Origin of the sequence: Bifidobacterium sp. CP2, assembly GCF_018555635.1 — a bacterium.
In the GTDB taxonomy this organism is placed as follows: domain Bacteria; phylum Actinomycetota; class Actinomycetes; order Actinomycetales; family Bifidobacteriaceae; genus Bifidobacterium; species Bifidobacterium saguinibicoloris.
The window spans coordinates 218,880-238,190 of record NZ_JAFEJX010000001.1 but is presented as its reverse complement, the minus strand read 5'-3'; the positions used below and the strand labels follow the sequence as shown (position 1 = coordinate 238,190).

Sequence of the window (19,311 nt, the reverse complement as noted above, 5' to 3'; positions counted from 1 at the left end):
TCAACAAACCAAAGGAGAATCCATCATGAAGATCGTCGGAGTCAGCGCCTGCACCGTCGGCATCGCCCACACCTACATGGCCCAGCAGAAGCTCGAGGACGCCGCCAAGGCCGCGGGCGACGAGGTCAAGATCGAGACCCAGGGCACCATCGGCATCGAGAACGAGCTGACCGCCCAGGACATCGCCGACGCGGACATCGTCATCCTCGCCGTCGACATCAAGATCGCCAACGAGGACCGTTTCGCCGGCAAGAAGGTCGTCAAGGTCTCCACCGAGACCGCCATCAAGGCCCCGAACAAGCTCGTCGCCAAGCTGCACGAGATCGCCGGCAAGTGACACAGCCGTGAGGCCCCGCCCACAAGGCGCGGCCTCCACCCCATAACCGAATAGAACACAGAACAGAAGAGAACAAGAAACAACCACAAGGAAGGAAGTTGCAATGAAGAACTTCTGGAAGGCGGCCAACTTCAAGGGCCATCTGCTCACCGCAATCTCGTACATGATCCCGATCGTGTGCGGCGCCGGCTTCGTCATCGCCATCGGCATGGCGTTCGGCGGCAAGAGCCAGGACGCGCTCGTGTCCGGCCAGTTCGACTTCTTCCAGGCGCTCGCCACCCTCGGCGGCAAGGCCCTGGGCATGCTGCCGGTCATCATCGCCACCGGCATCGCCTTCTCGATCGCCGGCAAGCCCGGCATCGCCCCCGGCTTCGTGGTCGGCCTCGCGGCCAACTCCATCTCCGCCGGCTTCATCGGCGGCATCATCGGCGGCTACATCGCCGGCTGGCTCGCCGTCGCCGTCATCAAGTTCGTCAAGGTCCCGGCCTGGGCCAAGGGCCTCATGCCGACCCTGATCGTGCCGTTCCTCGCCTCCCTCGCCGCCGGCCTGATCATGGTCTACATCATCGGCACCCCGGTGGCCTGGTTCACCGAGTGGCTGACCAACCTGCTGCAGTCCATGTCCGGCGCGTCCAACCTGATCTTCGGCGCCGTGCTCGGCACCCTGTCCATCGTCGACTTCGGCGGCCCGATCAACAAGACCGCGTTCGCGTTCGCCCTGACCCTCCAGGCCGAAGGCCTCAACGGCGCCGTCACCGCCCTGCAGCTGACCAACACCGCCACCCCGATCGGCTTCGGCTTCGCATTCCTCGTCGCCAAGCTGCTGCGCAAGAACATCTACACCCGTGAAGAGGTCGAGACCCTCAAGTCCTCCGTCCCGATGGGCGTCGTCAACATCGTCGAGGGCACCATCCCGATCGTCATGAACGACCTCGTCCGCGGCATCGTGGCGGCCGGCCTCGGCGGCTGCGTGGAAGGCGCCATCCTCATGTCCCTCGCCCACGGCGAAGGCGCGACCGTCCCGTTCGGCGGCTTCCTCATGCTGCCGACCATGGGCGCCAACTGGTGGGTCGGCCTCCTGGCCATCGCCGCCAACGTGTTCGTCACCGGCGTGGTCTACGCGCTCATCAAGAAGGACATCCCGGCCGACCAGCTCGACGCGGTGAACACCTCCTCCGCCGAGGAAGAGGAACTCGACCTCGACGACATCAAGGTCATGTGACCCGTCCGTCCGCGACGACACGACAGGCCACGCAACAACAACCAACAAGGAACATTGCAACATTAAGGAGCATCAGCTACCAATGACCCGCAAGATTCAGCTCTCCCCGTCCCTGATGACGATGGACCTCGACCAGTTCAAGGAGCAGATCACGTTCCTGAACGACAAGGTCAACTCCTTCCACATCGACGTGATGGACGGCCACTTCGTGCCGAACATCACCCTGTCCCCGTGGTTCGTGGAGCAGGTGCGCAAGATCTCCGACGTGCCGATGAGCGCGCACATGATGGTGATGGACGCCCCGTTCTGGGTCGACCGCCTCATCGAGGTCAAGTGCGACTACATCTGCTTCCCGTCCGAGGTGGCCAACGGCGTGGCCTTCTCCATGATCGACAAGATCCACGCCGCGGGCCTCAAGGCCGGCGCCGTGCTCAACCCGGAGACCTCCATCGAGATCATCAAGCCGTACATCGACCTGCTGGACAAGATCACCATCATGACCATCGACCCCGGCTTCGCCGGCCAGCGCTTCCTCGAGTCGACGCTCGACAAGATCGTCGAACTGCGCAAGCTGCGCGAGGAGAAGGGCTACGGCTACGAGATCGAGATGGACGGCTCCACCAACAAGGCCCACTGGAAGATGATCTCCGACGCCGACCCGGACGTCTACGTCATCGGCCGCTCCGGCCTGTTCGGCCTGACCGACGACATCGAAGCCTCCTGGAACCAGATGGTCTCCGAGTACGAGGAGTGCACCGGCTTCGCGTTCGACAACGGCCTGTACACCACCGCCAAGTGAGTCCCGCCGGCCCTTCGGGGCCGCGTGACCCACGCCCCCAGGCCATCGGCCTGATCCATTCCTGACGGACATGCGCCCGGCACCGCCCACAAGGCGGGCCGGGCGCACGTCTATCATGGGACCACATGAGCGTCAGACGAGTGATGGGAACGGAAACCGAATACGCGGTCTCGCAGCCGGGCGTGGCCTACGGCCAGCCGGTCAGGCTGAGCTTCGACGTGGTGGGCGCCGCCGCCACGGACGACACGCGTCACATCCGCTGGGACTACCGGCAGGAGGACCCGGTCAACGACGCGCGCGGCACGCGCCTCGACCGCGCCGCCGCCCGGCCCGACATGCTCACCGACGCGCCGCAGCTCAACATCACCAACGTGATCGCGCCCAACGGCGGACGCATCTACGTGGACCACGCGCACCCCGAATACTCCGCGCCGGAGACCACCGACCCGTTCGAGGCCGTCGCCTACGACCACGCCGGCGACCGGCTCATGCTCGCCGCCGCCCGCGCCGCGGGCGCCACGCCCGAGATCGCCGCGACCGGACATCCGATCGCGCTGCACCGCAACAACGTGGACGGCAAGGGCGCCAGCTGGGGCACACACGAGAACTACCTGATGGACCGGGCCGTCCCGTTCGCGGACGTCGCCGCCCTCATGACCCTCCACTTCGTCTCCCGCCAGATCTGGGCCGGCTCCGGCAGGGTCGGCATCGGCGAGAAGAGCGAGACGCCCGGATACCAGCTGAGCCAGCGCGCCGACTACATCCACGCGAAGATCGGCCTGCAGACCACGTTCGACCGGCCCATCATCAACACGCGCGACGAACCGCACGCCACCGGCGACAAACGCCGCCTGCACGTCATCGTCGGCGACGCCAACCGCATGGACGTGCCGCAGGCGCTCAAGCTCGGCGTCACCTCCATGCTGCTGTGGGCGCTCGAACACGCGGATGCCGCCGGCTACGACCTCCCCACGCTGCTCGACCGGCTCCGTCTCGCCGACCCGGTGGAGGCCGTCCACACCGTCTCCCACGACCTGACCCTGTCCGCGCCGCTCAAGCTCGACAACGGCGGCGAGACCACCGCCTGGCTCATGCAGGTCGAACTGCGCCGCGCCGTCTACGAGGTCGCGGCAGCCACGCTCGGCACCGACACCACGGGCGAGCCCGCGTGGGAGGACCGTCAGACACGCAACATCATGGCCATGTGGGGACAGGCGCTCGCCGACGTCGCCGCCATCCGCCACGCCGACGACGACGCGCGCCTCACGATGCGCGCCGAGGCGGGACGCGTCGAATGGCTCCTCAAATGGCAGCTCCTCGAGAAGCTGTGCCGCAAGACCGGCGCCGCATGGGACGACCCGCGCCTCGCCGCGGTCGACCTGAGCTGGGCGGCGCTCGAGCCGACGAAGTCGGTCTTCGCCAAACTCAAGGCCGCCGGACGGGCCGAACGCCTCGTCGACGACGCGACGCTCGCCCGCGCCGCCGGCGAGGCCCCCGCGACGACGCGCGCCTGGCTGCGCGCCGCCCTCGTGCGCACGTACCCGGCCGACGTCGTCGCCGCCAGCTGGTCGCACATCACCGTCCGTACGCCGCGCGCGGCGGGGGAGGACGCGTTCGCCGACACGTACGGCAACACGTCCGCCGCCGAGGCGACGAGCGTGCGTCCCGGCGACCTCGTCAGCCTCGACATGTCCGATCCGCTCGCCTTCCGCAAGACGGACGTCGAGGGCGCGTTCGCGCATGCGACGTGCGCGGCCGACGTCGTCGGCGCGATTGCGCGCGCACGCTGACCGTCCGCACCGTCCGTCGGACGCCGGCGGACGGCCGGCCAAGTGCGCCGCGGCGGCAGTCGCAGCCGCCGCTCATTGCGCGGATGCACCCGCAGCGGATAAAATCGGCAGTTATGGCACAACAAGAGAATCTGCGCGACCTCGCGATGAAGGTCGCCGACATCGTCCAGGCCGCCGGCAGGCACGCGCTGCAGGACCAGATGGCCCCGCACAACATGATCATCTCCCGCGAGAATCCCACTGAACAGTTCAACGTGGAGGTGGACGGCCGTCTCCTGCGCTACATCTCCGGACGTCTCGCCGATATGGAGCACTTCGACGGCTTCTGGCAGACCCGTCCCGCGCAGTCCCGCCCCGGGCAGCGCTACTGGTGCGTCGGCAAGATCGACGGCGCCATCAACTACGTGCGCAACATGAGCGAATGGACGGTCACCGTCTCCCTGTTCGAATTCAACGAGGAGGGCTCCGCGCAGCCGATCCTCGGCGTCGTGCACGCCCCGGTGCTCGGCGAGACCTATCTGGCCGCCCGCGGGGCCGGAGCGCTGCGCATCCGCAGCACCCCGGTCGGCGAGAAGCGCGAGAAGGTCGTCCCGTCGATGACCTCCACGCTCGACGGCGCCGTCGTGAGCTTCGGCATGTCGTACGTGCCAAGCGAGGCGGAACGCGCGCTCAAGACCGTCGCCGCGTTCGCCGAGGCCCGTCCGGCCGACATCAAGCGCGTCGGCCCTGCGTCGCTCGACCTGTGCAAGGTGGCCGACGGCACGTACGACGCGTACTTCGAGCCGACGCTGCACGAGTGGGACGTCCCCGCGATCTCCGCCGGCGCGGTGGTCGTCTGGGAGGCACAGGGCACCCTGCGCCGCTGGAACGGCAACGCCATCCACTGGCGTCAGAACAACGACGTCCTGTGCACCAACGGCATGATCGACCGCGAACTCAAGCCCTACCTCGTGCAGGAGTGAGCCTCCGGAGTGAGACCCGCGCGGCCGCAGGCCCGCAGGACCGCAAGGCCGCATGACGGGCCCCGGGATGAGGATCCCGGGGCCCTCGCGTATCGTAGGAAGGCAAACGCAGACCAAGGAGGACCCATCATGCCGCAGCAGTTCGAACAGCCGCAACAGCAGCCGCAGGCCGAAACGCAGGCCGAAACGCAGGACGCGTCGCTCGGGGCCGCACAGACCGGCGCCGACGTCGCATCGGACGTCGAATTCGACGCGCTCGACGCGGTGCTCGACGACATCGAATCCACGTTGGAGACCAACGCGGAGGAGTACGTGAACAGCTTCGTGCAGAAGGGCGGCGAGTGATGCCGCAGCTGCGCGACAGCGGCACACGGGCCATCCACGAGAAGGCCGGAGTGCCGGCCGCGGAGCTCGACGGCTTCCAGCGCATCTTCGGCGTCGAGACCGAATACGGCGTGGCCGTCACCGGCGCGGACCATCCCATCGACGCCGGACAGGTGGCGATGACGATGTTCCAGCCGGTCGTCTCCCGCTCACGGTCCACGAACACGTACCTCGACAACGGCTCCCGCCTCTACCTGGACGTCGGCTCCCACCCGGAATACGCCACGGCCGAGGCGCGCGACCCGATGGACGCGCTCGCCGCCGACGCCGCGGGGGAGCGGATCATGGCGTCCCTCGCCGCGCAGGCGCAGGAACGGCTGCGCGGCGTTCACGGCTTGGGCGCCACGATCCACGTGTTCAAGAACAACGTGGATTCGGCAGGACACGCGTTCGGATGCCATGAGAACTACCTCGTGCGCCGGTTCGTGCCGTTGGAGACCATCGAACGCCAGCTGCTGCCGTTCCTCATCACCCGCCAGCTGTACACGGGCGCGGGCCGGTTCGCCGCGGACGGCTTCCAGATCACCCAGCGCGCCGACTTCCTCGACGAGGCCGTCTCCTCGGCCACCACGCGCTCGCGGCCGATGGTGAACACGCGCGACGAGCCGCACGCCGATCCGGACGCGTTCCGCCGCCTGCACGTCATCATCGGCGATTCCAACCGGTCGCAGTGGGCCACGTGGATGAAGCTCGCCGTGACGCATCTTGTGCTGTGCGTCATCGAGGACGCGGTGCGCCGCGGCGTGCCGAGCGGGTTCGAAGGGCTCGGATTCGCCGATCCGGCCGCCGCGAACCGTGCGGTGAGTCGTTGGCTGGACGGGGGAGCGGCGTCCGGAAGTGCGGTGTCCGGAGACGTGGGCGACGTCGACCCGCTGGCCATGCAGGAACGCTACTACGCGGTGGTCGCGTCGTTCGTGCGCGACCGTCACGACGCGCTCGACGCGTCGCTGCCGGTGACGTCGGTCGACGACGTGCTCGCCCAATGGCGGTGGGCGTTGGACGCGTTGCGCGACCGCGACTTCGCCGCGTTGTCGCACCGCGTCGATTGGGCGGCCAAGTACCGTCTGGCCCAGGCGATGCGCCGCCGCCGTCCGGACGTGCCGCCCGTGCAGCTGGAACGGCTGGAGCTCGACTACCATGACGTGGCCAACGGGCGCCTGTACGGTTCGCTCGTCGCCCACGGCGGGCTCGACGAGCGTCTCGCCGCCGACGCCGTGGCCGCCGCGCGCCACACGCCGCCGCACGACACGCGCGCGGCCCTGCGCGGCGCGTTCGTGCGGCGCGCTTTGGACGCCGGCGTGCGGTTCTCCTGCGATTGGACCACGATGACGGTCACCTCGCCGGTGCGCCATGAGGTCACGCTGCTCGACCCGTTCCGCGCCGCGCCGACGGAGGACTACGAGGCGTTGATGGCCGCGATGTGAGGGATGGTCCTCCCGCCTCCGATACGAAACAGCCCCGACCGGGTTCCGGTCGGGGCTGTTCCATGCCGTGACGGGGAAGGATCACTTGTTGGTGACGGCCTTCTTCAGCAGGGAGCCGGCGGAGATGCGCACGCCGTAGGTGGCGGGGATCTCGATGGTCTCGCCGGTGCGCGGGTTGCGGCCGGTGCGGGCGGCGCGCTTGACGCGCTCGGCGGAGAACAGGCCGGTGAGCTTCAGGCCTTCGCCGGACTGCAGGGCCTCGACGAACACATCCTGGAAGGCGTTGACGGCGGCCTCAGCCTGAGCCTTGGTCAGGTTGGACTTCTGAGCGATCTTCGAGACGAGATCAGACTTGTTGTATGCCATGAAAGCATCCTTCTTTGTCCGGGGACCGGCGGCTAGGCTTGCCGGTCCGTTATTGGTCATCACCGATAATAGCGCATCGTCTTGGCAAAACCGGCGTTTTATAAGGGTTTTCGCGCTTTTCCCCGGCGTCTGGCTGGATTCTTGGCCAAAGTGTGGGGGTATTGCGATGGTTTTGTGAAGATTGGCGTCCGATATGGCCGGAAACCGTTGCGCCGCAACGGTTTCCGGATGTTGGTCACGTTGCCGGTCACGCTGTTGGTCACGTTGCCGGTCACACGAGGTTGCGCTTGTCCAGCCACTTCATGGCCAGCGCGCCCAGCGGGATGCGCAGCCAGTAGTAGAGCGCGCGGTAGAGCAGCGTGGCGGACAGGGCCACGCCGGCGGGTACGCCCGCGGCGCCGAACGAGAACGTCAGCGCGGCCTCCACGCCGCCCAGGCCGCCCGGCGTGGGCACGGCCGAGCCGATGGCGTTGGCCACGAGGAAGATGAACAGCGTCTCGAACGGATTGGTCATCTGGCCGAACGCCAGCAGCGCAGCCCAGAACTCCAGGCCCGTCGCCACGTTGAGCACCAGCATGCCCAGTACGCTGAACGCGAGCTGGCGCGGGTTGGTGAGCACGTCGACGAGCTGGCGCGCGTACGCCTTCACCCAGGGCAGCAGGCGGGTCACCGCATAGTGGCGCACCGGCGGGATCATCATGGCCAGCGCCAGCACCATGAGCACGATGCCGACGATGATGATGAGCGTGTTCGTCGGCACCATCGAGCTCAGGGCGTCCGATCCGGTGAACAGGCCGATCAGCACCAGCATGACCACGGTGCCGCCGTAGTAGACCGCCATGACGGCGCTCATGATGGCCGTGGCCGTGGTGTTCCGGTATCCGCTCTTGCGCAGGAACTGCAGGTTCACGAACGCCGGGCCCACGCCCGCCGGCATGGACACCATGGCGAAGCCCTGCGCCACCTGCGACATGAAGATGCCCATGGGCCTGCGCTTGTCCCGTTCGATGAACGCACCCAGCTCGAGCGAGGAGCCGAGCAGCGCCACCAATTCGAACACCAGACAGACGATCGCCATCACCGGGTTGGCGTTGCGCACCGCGGCGATCACCTCGTCCGGCTTGAGCTGGGTGAAGACCACCACCACGGCCACCATGAGCAGCACCATGCCGAGGAAGGAACGCAGGGAGAAGCGGGAGAGCTTCACCGGCGCCAGCGATTCGTTCGTCTCCTCGGGGGCGAGGGCGCGCAGACGGCCGCGCACGTCGTCCACCACATGCTTGTCCCAGCCGTCCAGGGCGCGCGTGTCGGACGGGACGGCGGCCTTCTGTACGAACGGCGTGAGCGCGATCATCGTGTCGTCGCCCCACACGTCGCGGCCCGCGGCCACGGCCCGTTCGGGGCCGATGAGCACGGCGAGCAGGACGAGCAGCTGCACATGGTCGAGCGCCACGTTGGGGGCGGCGCTCGCGTCGTCGCCGTTGTGCCATCCGGCGATGATCGGCGTGCCCGATTCGAGGCGCGCCAGCGTGTCCGGGGTGATGCGGCGGTGCGTGTACCCGCGCCGGTTCGCCACCGACAGGAACCGCATGAGCGCCTTGGCATCCGTGTCCGTCAACGTGTTGAGATTGCATTCGTGCATGATGTCGCTGCCCTGCAGCACGAGGATCGACGTCTCGCCCGTGTCCGCCACGCCCCACACGCGCGGCGTGGGCAGACCGCTGTTCTTCAGCCCCAGGATCATGGCCATGTGGTGCTGGGTGGCCTCGCGCGGGGAGCGGTCGCGGCGCATGGACACGCCGGTGAACCGGATCCACTGCCACAGCTGGCGCATGTATCCGGCCGTATGCACCTGGCTGTCCAACGCGGAGACGACGAACCTGCGGCCCTGACGGTCCACGGCGTCGTACAGGCGGGACCCCTCCACCAGGTCGTCGTCGAGCGAGGCGCGGAACGCGCCGTGGACCGGCTCGAGATCGAACCGTCTGGTCAGCGAGGTGACGTGCAGGCCCACGCCGGCCAGAGCCTGGGCGAGCTCCTCGCCCCATGCGCCCTGGTTCTTCGTGCCGATGGCGAACCGCAGGAGCATGCCGACGAGACGTCCCGCGGCGAACGAGACGAGCACGCCCGCCACCGAGTTCACGGACAGCAGGATGAGGATGGCCGCCACCACGTACAGGACGTTCCAACCCCATTTCACGGTGGAACGCGTGCGGCGGGGGCCGGCCACGGTGAGCAGCGCCCCGGCGCCCGCGTAGAAGTCCGGCAGGAGGCGCGCGCCGAACGTGGAGCTCGGCGAACTCAGCGCGGAAATCAGCGTGATGTTGTCGAACGCCGATATCGCCAGCGAAAGGCCCCAGACGGCGGCGAGCCCCGCGAACATGGCGAGGATCGACAGCACCGACAGCAGCCATTCGCGGCTGGCCAGCAGCTGCGCGATGACTATGAGCACGATGGCCACGATGGCGAGCTGCTGCAGCATGGTGGTGGGCAGGTCCACCATCCAGTTGAGCGCCTGCCCGGCGCTGTGGGCGTCGGATTCGACGCCCATCATGAAGCCGCTGAGATAGGTGGCGGAGAGCATGGCCACGGCGGCGAGCAACACCGCGCCGGTGGCGTGGATGAGATCGCCGAAATCGTGGATGCGCCGCGGCGGCACGTCGTCGATGTGCGGGGCGTCGCCCGTGGTCTTGCCTGGGGCGGCGTCCGGAATGTCCTGGAAACGCGTTTCCGGCGACGCGGGGGTCATCCCGTCGTCGCCGGAAACGGTCGCATGCGTATGTTCGGTCATGAAGAGCCTTTGTGACGCATTGTCATCGAGGGGAGGGGCCGCGGCGCGGCCCCTCCGTTGCGCGTATGGGTCAGCGGTCGAAGTCCACGAGCTTCGAGGCGACGCCCGTGTAGGTGGCGGGCGTGAGGGCCTTGAGACGCGCGGCGGTCTCGGGGTCGAAGGACTGCTGGTCGATGAACGCCTCGACCTGGGCCTGGCTGATCTCGTGGCCGCGCATGAGCTCCTTGACCTTCTCGTAGGGCTTGTCCATGCCGGGCAGGCCTTTGAGCTCGCAGGCGCGCATCGCGGTCTGGATCGGCTCGCCGAGCACCTCCCAGTTGGTGTCGAGCTCGTGGGCGATGGCGTGCTCGTTCGGGTGGATGGACTTCAGGCCGCCCATGAGGTTGTGCAGGGCGAGCAGCGAGTAGCCGAGCGCGGAGCCGATGTTGCGCTGCGTGGTCGAATCGGTCAGGTCGCGCTGCCAGCGGGATTCCACCAGCGTGGCGGACAGGGTGTCGAGCAGCGAGCAGCTGAGCTCGAAGTTGGCTTCGGCGTTCTCGAAGCGGATCGGGTTGACCTTGTGCGGCATCGTGGAGGAGCCGGTCGCGCCCTTGACGGGGACCTGCGCGAACACGCCGCGGGAGATGTACATCCACACGTCCACGCACAGGTTGTGCATGATGCGGTTCGCGTGGGAGACGGTCGAGTACAGCTCGGCCTGCCAGTCGTGGGATTCGATCTGCGTGGTCAGCGGGTTCCAGGTCAGGCCCATGCGGTTGGTGACGAACTCACGGGAGACGGCGATCCAGTCGACGTCCGGGCAGGCGGCGAGGTGGGCGCCGAACGTGCCGGTCGCGCCGTTGATCTTGCCGAGGTACTCCTGGGCCGTGAGGTGCTTCAGCTGACGGTTCAGGCGGTAGACGTAGACGGCGAGCTCCTTGCCGAGCGTGGTCGGCGTGGCCGGCTGGCCGTGGGTGAGGGAGAGGAGCGGCATGTCGCGGAACTCGTCGGCCTTGGCGGCAAGGTGGTCGACGATCTCCTCGAACGCCGGGGTCCACACGCGCTCCATCGCGTTCTTCACGCAGCGGGCGATCGAAAGGTTGTTGATGTCCTCGGACGTGCAGGCGAAGTGGACGAGGGTCTTGAGGCGCTCGTTGATGTTCGTGAGCTCGGCCGGGGCCTTGTCGATCTGGTCGTCGATGTAGTACTCCACGGCCTTCACGTCGTGGTGGGTGACGGCCTCGTGCGCGGCGTGGGCCTTGATGCCCTCGGCGCCGAAGTCCTCGGGGATCGCGCGGAGGAACGCCTTCTCGTCCTCGGTGAACGGGTGGACGCCGTCGATGATCGGCTGGTCGCCGTTGCCTTCGAAGCCGTTGGCCAGGAGGATCATCCACTCGACCTCGACGCGCATGCGCTCGCGGTTGAGGGCAGGCTCGCTCAGGTACTCGACGAGCGGGGCGGTGGCGGAGTGGTAGCGGCCGTCGAGCGGCGTCAGTGCGATTGCGGGGGAGATATCGGTAAGCTTCATAGCTCTTTAGGGTACTTGCAGCCGTGAACCGGGGATGAAGGCGCGATTTGTGCTGTTCTGTGCGGTTTCGCTGTGCGGTGTTGTGCGTTTACATGCCTGTGTTCGATGCTCGTATACTGGCGTGCGGCGTTCCCGCCCGAGCCGCACAGGTCAAGGAGCGTCGTCGTTCGTATCACTGTGTGCGGCCTTTCGGCAGGGGGAACCATGTCCGCGAACACCATCCATACCATCCATCCGTCATCCGATTCCGGCGACGCCCATGCCGCCGACGCGCCCAACCTCAGGTGGCGTCCGCTCGACATCGCCGTCGCCGCGGCGCTCGGCGCGGCCTGTGGCGTCATCTTCTGGGGCTTCGACTTCGCGTACATGCCGATCTCCTCGGTGCTCGGCGCCGTCCTGCCGGGCCTCGCGTCCGTCACGCACGCGATGTGGTACTTCTCCGGCACGCTGGCCCTGCTCGTGCTGCGCAAGCCGGGTGCCGCGATGTACGTCAACGTCGTCGGCACGCTCGTCGAGACGGTGATCGGCAGCCAGTACGGCATCGGGTTCGTCATCGTCTCCGCACTGCTGCAGGGCCTGTTCGCCGAAATCCCGTTCGCGCTGACCCGCTACCGCCGCTTCACGCTGCCGGTCGCCGTCGCCTCCGGCCTGCTCGTCGCACTCGAATACGGCCTCTACCTGCTGTTCTTCCGCTATCAGGGCGTGTCGATCGCAAGCCCGCGCGGCATCGTCCACATGATCTCCGAGCTGACCGGCGGCGCGCTGCTCAGCGGCGTGATGCCGTGGTTCCTCATGCTGGGCCTCGCGAAGACCGGCGTGCTCGACCGCCTCGCCTCCGGCCGCGCCCTGCTCGGGCGCCATCCGGCCGTCTGAGCGGATGAGTGTGAAGCGCGTGAGGGGCGTCCGGCCGTGCGGCCGGACGCCCCTCACGCGTCATGACGACGTACATGCCGTCAGATGCCGAACTCCTTCTCCGCCTCGGACTTGACCGAATCGCCTATCAGCTCGGCGGTGTCGGACTTGGCTTGTTCGATGCGGCCGAAGAACGCGTCGGCCTCCTCATAGGAGAGCGGGTGCCCCGCCTCCTCGGCGATCGCCATCACCTCGTCGATGGTCTGCGCCGCGGCCAGCTTGTCATCCAGTGTCTTCTCGTCAATGTCGGTCATGTCGACTCCTCGACTCGCGTCGCCCGCACATCCGACCCGGCATCATCGACGGCCGGCCGTGCGACGGCGACTGAGGGAACCCCGCCCTCGGAATTCCTTGGCTGGTTTCCGTTCTAGTCGTTTTCCGGCGGGGTGGGTAGCCGTTTCCGACGGCGTGTCCCGCCGGGTCATTCGGATGCGGCAGTGCCGTCGGCGTACCGGCGGCACGCCTCGACGAACGCGCCGGCGAGACGCCGGCTCGGCTCCGCCTCCGGGGTCTGCTCCGGATGCCACTGCACCGCCATGAAGAAGGGACGGTCCGGACGGTACGCGGATTCGACGATGCCGTCCGGCGCGCTCGCCTGCACCACGACGCCCTCGCCCGGATGATGCACCGCCTGATGATGCACGCTGTTGACCTCGAGCCGGTCCGTGCCCATGATCGCGTTGATGGGCGTGCCTTCGGCGAGCGTCACCGCATGCGAGGGCTCGCTGAACGGCGTGCGCTGCCAGTGGTCGAGCGCCCCGGGGACGTCGTCCCTGATCTGCTGGTAGAGGTCGCCGCCCGCCAGCACGCACATCATCTGCAGTCCGCGGCACACGCCCAGATACGGCATGCCGCGCCGGTACGCGGCCTCGAGCATCGTCTTCTCGGCGTGGTCGCGCAGCGGCACCGGCTCGTCCATGCCGGGCAGGTGCTTTCCGCCGTACAGGTCCGGGTCGATGTCGTTGCCGCCGGGGATGAGCAGTCCGTCCGCCCGGTCCAGCATGCCCATGAGATACGCGTCGTCGTCCGAGGGGTCGACGCGCAGCACGTCGGCGCCGGCGAGCTTCAGCATCCGCGGGTAGCCGGGGTCGATGTCGAACGCCCCCGGAACGGTCTCCGAATACTGCATCATCAACGCCACGACCGGCTTCATCAGGCCTCCGCCCCTCTCCGTCCTCTGTTTCGCCCGCACCGCCATGGCGGCGGCCGGATGTACCATGAATGCCACGATTATATGAGCGGAGGCACCCATGGACGAGCGGACAGGCAACACGGCATCCCCCGAAACCCTCAAGGAGAACACCGGCACGAGCGGCGGCGCGTCCCCGTTCCCCGGCGCCGACGCGCTGCTGCGCGAACTCGCAAGCTCCGATTTCCCCGTCTCCGAGGACGTCGTCGAACGGCTGCGCGGCGTCTACGCGCACCTCGCGTCCATCTCGCCGGACGACCCCGCGTTCGAACGCTACCTGCGCGAGAACGTCGTCTCCGCCGGCCTGTTCGACAAGGCCGACGCCATCGACCTGAGCGATTCCGTGCTCGACGTGAGCGTCCGCCACAAAGGCGACGTGGCGCTGCTGCCCGCCTACTTCATCGCCTTCGAATGGTTCCACCGCCGCGAGTTCGACACCGACGCCCGCCTGATGTACTGGCGGCGCTTCGTGCCGATGATGGCCGTGTGCCTCGGCGGCTTCTCCCTCTACCAGTACTCGCTGTCCATGTTCCACCGCTACGCGGGCGACACGGCCAAGGGCGAGGAGGCGGCGCGCCGCGCGCTCGACATCGCCCCCGCGCACATCGGCTTCCTCAACTCGTACACCGAGCAGATCGTGGGCCGCGTGGAGAACGAGCTCATCTCCTCCGGCAGGCAGCGCCCCGAGGACGACGACGAGGCGGCCCTCGAGCGCCTGCTCGAACGCTTCGACGCGCTCACCGACGACCAGTGGCACCCCATCTTCCACGTGAGCCGCGGACGCATCCTCGCATGCCTCGCCCGGTACGACGAGTCCCTCGCCGAATACGACCGCGCCGTCGACCTCGAGAACTCCCGGTACAACGACGAATGCGACGATTCGACCGACCCGCGCGAGACCGCCCTGCGCAACAGCACGTACGTGACCGAGATGAACGAGATCTTCGACGCGCGCAACACCTGCAACGTCCTGTCGAACATGCGCTCGCTGTCCGCCGTCATCGACGGCGCGCAGGAGTCGCAGGAGGAACGCGCCCGCATGCTGGACGACAAGATGGACGAGCTTGGCCGGCGCTTCGACAACGAACGCATCGACATGCTCGAGTTCATCGGCTTCTTCGCCGGCATCATCTCCTTCGTCATCGCCTCCATCCAGTTGGGCGACGGCCTGACGTTCCCCACACGCGCCCTCATGGTGCTCGTCGTCATGGGCTCGCTCCTCGTGGCGTTCGGCGCGTTCTCCGCGCTGCTCGAAAGCGGCAGGGCCGTCCCGCCCGCGGACCGCGCCGGGGAGGCTGCGGGGAAGGGCCGCGGGCATCCGTTCGGCATCCGGGCCGGACTGGTCACGGTCATCGTCGTCGGTCTGGTGGTGATCGCCGTGGCCATGCTGCTGTACCTCGTCATCCGATGACCGCCGTCACGGCGCGGCTGCGCCGACGCGACTAGCATGGATGGCGGAAGCGCGGCCCGCATCGGACCGCGCGCATGAACAGGGGGCATGTCATGACCGAGACGCAACAGACCGTCGAATCGCCGTCCGTCACGCTGGGCGACGCGAACCATACCGAGATCCCGCAGATCGGGTTCGGCACGTTCCAGATCCCGCCCGAGGACACGCAGCGCGCCGTCGAGGAGGCGCTGGAGATCGGCTACCGCCACATCGACACGGCCGCCGCATACTACAACGAGGAGCAGGTGGGCGACGCGCTCGCCGCCACCGGCATGGCCGGCAAGGTATGGGTGACCACCAAGCTGCGCAACTGCGACCAGGGCTACGACGCCGCGCTGGCCGCGTTCGAGGAGTCCCGCCGCAAGCTCAAGGTGGACGTGGTGGACATGTACCTCATCCACTGGCCGTTCACCGCCGCCGGCTTCACCCGCGAGACGTGGCGCGCGCTGCTGCGGCTGCGCGACGAGGGCGCCGTGCGGGTGCCCGGCGTGAGCAACTTCCTGCCCGCCCACCTGCGCTCCATCATCGACGACTCCGGTGAGACGCCCGCCGTGGACCAGGTCGAGGCGCACCCGCGGTTCAACCAGCCGGGCCTGCGCGCCTTCTGCGCGCGCCACGGCGTCACCGTGGAGGCGTACAGCCCGCTGGGACACGGCGCCGACATCGCCTCCGCGCCCGTCACGGCCGCCGCCGAGGCGCACGGCGTGACGCCTGCGCAGGTGGTGCTGCGCTGGCACACGCAGGAGGGACGCATCGTCATCCCGAAGTCGAAGCACGCCGCGCGCATGCGGGAGAACCTCGCCAGCGCCGGCTTCGACCTGACGCCGGCCGAACTCGCCGCCATCGACGCGCTCGACGACCCGCACGCCAACGTGAGCGCGGACCCGGAGACGTTCACGCATTCGCAGTCCTGGGCCGACCAGCACGTGCGCGGCAACATCTGACGCACGTCCCCGCCGCCGTCGAAGGCCGCCCTCCCCGCACGGGGAGGGCGGCCTTCTGGATATCCGACGAAACACGGCGTACTGTCTATGGCGAGAGGGAAGCGAATGCGACAGGATGTCCATCAAGCATGTTGACGCAATGTCAACATCGTCCCCAAGGAGGCGGAACATGTACTATTCCAACGGCAACTACGAGGCGTTCGCCCGTCCGAAGAAGCCGGAAGGCGTCGACGGCAAGTCGGCCTACATCATCGGCACCGGACTCGCGGCCCTGTCCGCCGCATGCTACCTCGTACGCGACGCGCAGATGCCCGGCGAGAACATCCACATCCTCGAGAAGGACTCCGTGCCCGGCGGCGCCTGCGACGGCGCCGAGATCCCCGGCCTCGGCTACGTGATGCGCGGCGGGCGCGAGATGGACAACCACTTCGAGGTCATGTGGGACCTGTTCCGCTCCATCCCCTCCATCGAGACCGAGGGCGTCTCCGTGCTCGACGAATACTACTGGCTCAACAAGGAGGACCCGAACTACTCGCTGTGCCGCGCCACCAAGGAACTCGGCAAGGACGCCGGGACGCAGGGCAGGTTCGGCCTCTCCGACAAGGCCTCGCAGGAGATCATGAAGCTCTTCTTCACCCCGGACGAGGAGCTCTACGACAAGCCCATCACCGACTTCTTCGACGACGAGGTGCTGGACTCCAACTTCTGGATGTACTGGCGCACGATGTTCGCCTTCGAGAACTGGCATTCCGCGCTGGAGATGAAGCTCTACATCAAGCGCTACATCCACCACATCGGCGGGCTCCCGGACTTCAGCGCGCTGCGCTTCACCCGCTACAACCAGTACGAGTCGATGATCCTGCCGATGGTCAGGTACCTGGAGGCGCACGGCGTCAAGTTCCATTACGACACCAAGGTCGAGAACGTCGAGTTCGCAATCGGCGGCGGCGACGGGCCCAGGCGCGAACGCACCGGCGTGGGGCAGGACACGATCCTCAAGATCCAGGCGACGTCCGGCGTGTTCAAGCGCAACCCGTACTCGACGCCCACCAAGAAGCTCGCCGTGCGCATCGACATCGACCACGAGGGCGAGAAGTCGTCCATCGACCTGACCGAGCACGACTACGTGTTCATCACCAACGGCGGCTGCGTCGAGAACTCCACGATGGGCTCCCAGCATGCGCCCGCCCCGTGGAACCCGGACCTGAAGCCCGGCGGCGGCTGGGACATGTGGCGGCGCATCGCCGCCCAGGACCCGAGCTTCGGCCACCCGGACACGTTCTGCTCCGATCCGAACGCCACCAAGTGGATGAGCGCCACCGTGACCACCCTGGACAAGGAGATCCCGCCGTACATCCAGCGCATCTGCAAGCGCGACCCGTTCAGCGGCAAGGTCGTCACCGGCGGCATCGTCACCGTCACCGACTCCAGCTGGCTGATGAGCTGGACCCTCAACCGCCAGCAGCAGTTCCGCGACCAGCCCAAGGACCAGCTGTGCGTGTGGGTCTACGGCCTGTTCCCGGACAAGCCCGGCGACTACGTGAAGAAGCCGATGAGCGAATGCACCGGCGAGGAGATCTGCCAGGAGTGGCTCTACCACATGGGCGTGCCGGCGGACAAGATCGAGGCGCTGGCGAAGAACCACGCCAACACCGTGCCGGTCATGATGCCGTACATCACCGCGTTCTTCATGCCGCGCGCCGCCGGCGACCGCCCGGACGTGGTGCCGGACGGCGCCGTGAACTTCGCGTTCCTCGGCCAGTTCGCCGAAACCCCGCGCGACACGATCTTCACCACCGAGTACTCGATGCGCACCGGCATGGAGGCCGTCTACACGCTCCTCGACGTGGACCGCGGCGTGCCCGAGGTGTGGGGCAGCGTCTACGACGTGCGCAACCTCCTCAACGCGACCGTCAAGCTGCGCGACGGCAAGCCGGTCACGGACATGAAGCTCAACTTCGTGGAGAAGGCCGTGCTGGGCAAGGTGCTGAAGAAGCTCGACGGCACCGACATCGCCACGCTGCTGCGCGAGTACCACGTGATCTGACGGTTGCCGTCTGATACGACGAGGCCCGTTGTGATGTCATCGACATCACAACGGGCCTCGTTCGCGTCAGCGCGGAATTATCGCGGAAGGCGACGGACCGGATCAGGCCACGGCCTTCGCGGCGACGGCCACCGGAGCGGCGGCAGCGGCCTTGGCCGAGCCCTTCTCGCCGTTCTCGGAGTCGTGCGCGATGGCGTGGCGGTCATCGTGGTTGCGCCACCAGCTGGACAGGATGGAGCCGGAGATGTTGTGCCACACGCTGAAGAACGTGGACGGCACGGCGGCCAGCGGGTTCGAGGCGAAGGAGGTCAGGGCGAGGGTCGCGCCCAGCGCGGAGTCCTGCATGCCCACCTCGAAGGTGATGGCCTTCTGCTGCGCGTACTTGAAGCCCTTCGGGTAGATGCGGTACATGAGCTTGGAGAAGCCGAAGCCCAGACCGTAGCCGCACAGGTTGTGCAGCATGACCACCGGGATGGCGAGCAGCGAGGCCGGGGCGAACAGCTTCGGGCCGTTGGCGGCGACCACCACGCCGATGATGAGCAGGATGGCCACCTGGGAGACGATCGGCAGCGCCACGGTGACCTTCTCGATTTTCTTGCCGAAGATCATGTGGCAGGCCACGCCGAGGGCGATCGGGAAGAGCACCACCTTGACGGCGTTGAGGAACAGGGACTCGGCCGGCACGGTCACGTACTGGGAGGCGAGCAGCTGCATGAGCAGCGGGATCATGAACGGCGCGCACAGCGTGGACAGGATGCCGATGGACACGTCGAGCGCCACGTCGCCGCGGGACAGGTAGCTCATCACGTTGGACGAAGTGCCGGACGGGCAGCAGCCCACGAGGATCACGCCCACGGCCAGCGGGCCGGACAGGTGGAAGATCGCGCACAGGGCCACGGCGATGAGCGGCATGATTACGAAGTGCGCCACCGTGCCGACGATCACCATCAGCGGCTGGGTGAGGATGCGCTTGAAGTCGTCAAGCGACAGGGTCAGGCCCATGCCGAACAGCACGATGCCCAGCAGGTAGCCGGTGTAGCTCTTGCCCCACAGCGAGGTCTGGGGCACGAAGTAGTTGAACACGGCCCACACGATCACGATCAGCGTGAACCATTTGGTCAGCCAGTCGGCGAATTTCTTCACATTGTCCATCACGATCACCGATTCCTCTCTTGTTCTCTCGTTGA

At 67.4% G+C, this 19,311-nt stretch carries 17 protein-coding genes; 11 read left to right on the top strand and 6 right to left on the bottom strand.

All coding sequences use genetic code 11. From position 1 onward, the window contains the following. Positions 1–25: 25 nt before the first annotated feature. The 7 genes from JS531_RS00930 to pafA all read left to right on the top strand — a co-directional run bounded on the left by JS531_RS00930 (position 26) and on the right by pafA (position 6,918). Positions 26–337: a fructose PTS transporter subunit IIB gene (locus JS531_RS00930; RefSeq protein ID WP_214311339.1), complete on the top strand. Its 312-nt coding sequence runs from the start codon at positions 26–28 to the stop codon at positions 335–337. Between the two features lie 103 nt (positions 338–440). Then, positions 441–1,559 (top strand): PTS fructose transporter subunit IIC, encoded by a 1,119-nt coding sequence (locus JS531_RS00925; RefSeq protein ID WP_214311337.1) that lies wholly within the window; start codon positions 441–443, stop codon positions 1,557–1,559. A gap of 82 nt (positions 1,560–1,641) precedes the next feature. After that, positions 1,642–2,358: a D-allulose 6-phosphate 3-epimerase gene (gene alsE, locus JS531_RS00920; RefSeq protein WP_214311336.1), complete on the top strand. Its 717-nt coding sequence runs from the start codon at positions 1,642–1,644 to the stop codon at positions 2,356–2,358. A 125-nt stretch (positions 2,359–2,483) separates the two neighbouring features. Then, positions 2,484–4,148 carry a depupylase/deamidase Dop gene (gene dop / locus JS531_RS00915; RefSeq protein WP_214311334.1) on the top strand — a complete coding sequence of 555 codons (1,665 nt, stop codon included), beginning with the start codon at positions 2,484–2,486 and terminating at the stop codon, positions 4,146–4,148. A 113-nt stretch (positions 4,149–4,261) separates the two neighbouring features. After that, entirely contained in the window at positions 4,262–5,110 is an 849-nt protein-coding gene (locus tag JS531_RS00910; protein ID WP_214311332.1) for an inositol monophosphatase family protein, read from the top strand. Positions 5,111–5,239: 129 nt separating this feature from the next. Continuing rightward, the gene (locus tag JS531_RS00905; RefSeq protein ID WP_214311325.1) at positions 5,240–5,455 is read left to right on the top strand and encodes a ubiquitin-like protein Pup; all 216 of its coding nucleotides are present in this window, start codon (positions 5,240–5,242) and stop codon (positions 5,453–5,455) included. Continuing rightward, positions 5,455–6,918, top strand: coding sequence for a Pup--protein ligase (gene pafA, locus JS531_RS00900; protein ID WP_214311323.1), 1,464 nt, complete (start codon positions 5,455–5,457; stop codon positions 6,916–6,918). The genes JS531_RS00905 and pafA overlap by 1 nt, the downstream gene beginning before the upstream one ends. Before the next feature lie 81 nt (positions 6,919–6,999). On the opposite strand, the gene JS531_RS00895 is transcribed toward pafA, so the two are convergent. The 3 genes from JS531_RS00895 to purB form a co-directional block, all read right to left on the bottom strand. Beyond that, positions 7,000–7,284 (bottom strand): HU family DNA-binding protein, encoded by a 285-nt coding sequence (locus tag JS531_RS00895; RefSeq protein ID WP_214311296.1) that lies wholly within the window; start codon positions 7,282–7,284, stop codon positions 7,000–7,002. Positions 7,285–7,555: 271 nt separating this feature from the next. Continuing rightward, positions 7,556–10,075 (bottom strand): lysylphosphatidylglycerol synthase transmembrane domain-containing protein, encoded by a 2,520-nt coding sequence (locus tag JS531_RS00890; RefSeq protein WP_214311294.1) that lies wholly within the window; start codon positions 10,073–10,075, stop codon positions 7,556–7,558. A 70-nt stretch (positions 10,076–10,145) separates the two neighbouring features. After that, on the bottom strand, positions 10,146–11,582 hold the full coding sequence (gene purB, locus JS531_RS00885; RefSeq protein WP_214311292.1) for an adenylosuccinate lyase: 1,437 nt from the start codon (positions 11,580–11,582) through the stop codon (positions 10,146–10,148). Between the two features lie 204 nt (positions 11,583–11,786). Here purB and JS531_RS00880 point away from each other — a divergent pair, with 204 nt between their 5' ends. Beyond that, on the top strand, positions 11,787–12,455 hold the full coding sequence (locus JS531_RS00880) for an ECF transporter S component (protein WP_214311291.1): 669 nt from the start codon (positions 11,787–11,789) through the stop codon (positions 12,453–12,455). A gap of 80 nt (positions 12,456–12,535) precedes the next feature. On the opposite strand, the gene JS531_RS00875 is transcribed toward JS531_RS00880, so the two are convergent. Both JS531_RS00875 and JS531_RS00870 read right to left on the bottom strand, forming a co-directional pair. Beyond that, positions 12,536–12,748 carry a hypothetical protein gene (locus JS531_RS00875; RefSeq protein WP_214311289.1) on the bottom strand — a complete coding sequence of 71 codons (213 nt, stop codon included), beginning with the start codon at positions 12,746–12,748 and terminating at the stop codon, positions 12,536–12,538. 167 nt (positions 12,749–12,915) lie between these two features. Next, on the bottom strand, positions 12,916–13,647 hold the full coding sequence (locus tag JS531_RS00870) for a gamma-glutamyl-gamma-aminobutyrate hydrolase family protein (RefSeq protein WP_214311287.1): 732 nt from the start codon (positions 13,645–13,647) through the stop codon (positions 12,916–12,918). 97 nt (positions 13,648–13,744) lie between these two features. Here JS531_RS00870 and JS531_RS00865 point away from each other — a divergent pair, with 97 nt between their 5' ends. The 3 genes from JS531_RS00865 (at position 13,745) to JS531_RS00855 (ending at position 18,124) form a co-directional block, all read left to right on the top strand. After that, complete coding sequence (locus tag JS531_RS00865) at positions 13,745–15,094, top strand: hypothetical protein (RefSeq protein ID WP_214311280.1); 1,350 nt, start codon at positions 13,745–13,747, stop codon at positions 15,092–15,094. A 92-nt stretch (positions 15,095–15,186) separates the two neighbouring features. After that, positions 15,187–16,077: an aldo/keto reductase gene (locus tag JS531_RS00860; protein ID WP_214311279.1), complete on the top strand. Its 891-nt coding sequence runs from the start codon at positions 15,187–15,189 to the stop codon at positions 16,075–16,077. Between the two features lie 169 nt (positions 16,078–16,246). Next, positions 16,247–18,124: an oleate hydratase gene (locus JS531_RS00855; protein ID WP_214311276.1), complete on the top strand. Its 1,878-nt coding sequence runs from the start codon at positions 16,247–16,249 to the stop codon at positions 18,122–18,124. Positions 18,125–18,226: 102 nt separating this feature from the next. Here the strand turns inward: JS531_RS00855 and JS531_RS00850 are convergent, their stop codons facing one another. Beyond that, entirely contained in the window at positions 18,227–19,276 is a 1,050-nt protein-coding gene (locus JS531_RS00850) for a bile acid:sodium symporter family protein (protein WP_214311274.1), read from the bottom strand. Positions 19,277–19,311 lie beyond the last annotated feature (35 nt).

Excerpts from the sequence above, each read along its gene's own strand:
- JS531_RS00930 (WP_214311339.1), top strand. The coding sequence starts at position 26 with ATGAAGATCGTCGGAGTCAGCGCCTGCACCGTCGGCATCGCCCACACC.
- JS531_RS00925 (WP_214311337.1), top strand. The coding sequence starts at position 441 with ATGAAGAACTTCTGGAAGGCGGCCAACTTCAAGGGCCATCTGCTCACC.
- alsE (WP_214311336.1), top strand. The coding sequence starts at position 1,642 with ATGACCCGCAAGATTCAGCTCTCCCCGTCCCTGATGACGATGGACCTC.
- dop (WP_214311334.1), top strand. The coding sequence starts at position 2,484 with ATGAGCGTCAGACGAGTGATGGGAACGGAAACCGAATACGCGGTCTCG.
- JS531_RS00910 (WP_214311332.1), top strand. The coding sequence starts at position 4,262 with ATGGCACAACAAGAGAATCTGCGCGACCTCGCGATGAAGGTCGCCGAC.
- JS531_RS00905 (WP_214311325.1), top strand. The coding sequence starts at position 5,240 with ATGCCGCAGCAGTTCGAACAGCCGCAACAGCAGCCGCAGGCCGAAACG.
- pafA (WP_214311323.1), top strand. The coding sequence starts at position 5,455 with ATGCCGCAGCTGCGCGACAGCGGCACACGGGCCATCCACGAGAAGGCC.
- JS531_RS00895 (WP_214311296.1), bottom strand. The coding sequence starts at position 7,284 with ATGGCATACAACAAGTCTGATCTCGTCTCGAAGATCGCTCAGAAGTCC.
- JS531_RS00890 (WP_214311294.1), bottom strand. The coding sequence starts at position 10,075 with ATGACCGAACATACGCATGCGACCGTTTCCGGCGACGACGGGATGACC.
- purB (WP_214311292.1), bottom strand. The coding sequence starts at position 11,582 with ATGAAGCTTACCGATATCTCCCCCGCAATCGCACTGACGCCGCTCGAC.
- JS531_RS00880 (WP_214311291.1), top strand. The coding sequence starts at position 11,787 with ATGTCCGCGAACACCATCCATACCATCCATCCGTCATCCGATTCCGGC.
- JS531_RS00875 (WP_214311289.1), bottom strand. The coding sequence starts at position 12,748 with ATGACCGACATTGACGAGAAGACACTGGATGACAAGCTGGCCGCGGCG.
- JS531_RS00870 (WP_214311287.1), bottom strand. The coding sequence starts at position 13,647 with ATGAAGCCGGTCGTGGCGTTGATGATGCAGTATTCGGAGACCGTTCCG.
- JS531_RS00865 (WP_214311280.1), top strand. The coding sequence starts at position 13,745 with ATGGACGAGCGGACAGGCAACACGGCATCCCCCGAAACCCTCAAGGAG.
- JS531_RS00860 (WP_214311279.1), top strand. The coding sequence starts at position 15,187 with ATGACCGAGACGCAACAGACCGTCGAATCGCCGTCCGTCACGCTGGGC.
- JS531_RS00855 (WP_214311276.1), top strand. The coding sequence starts at position 16,247 with ATGTACTATTCCAACGGCAACTACGAGGCGTTCGCCCGTCCGAAGAAG.
- JS531_RS00850 (WP_214311274.1), bottom strand. The coding sequence starts at position 19,276 with ATGGACAATGTGAAGAAATTCGCCGACTGGCTGACCAAATGGTTCACG.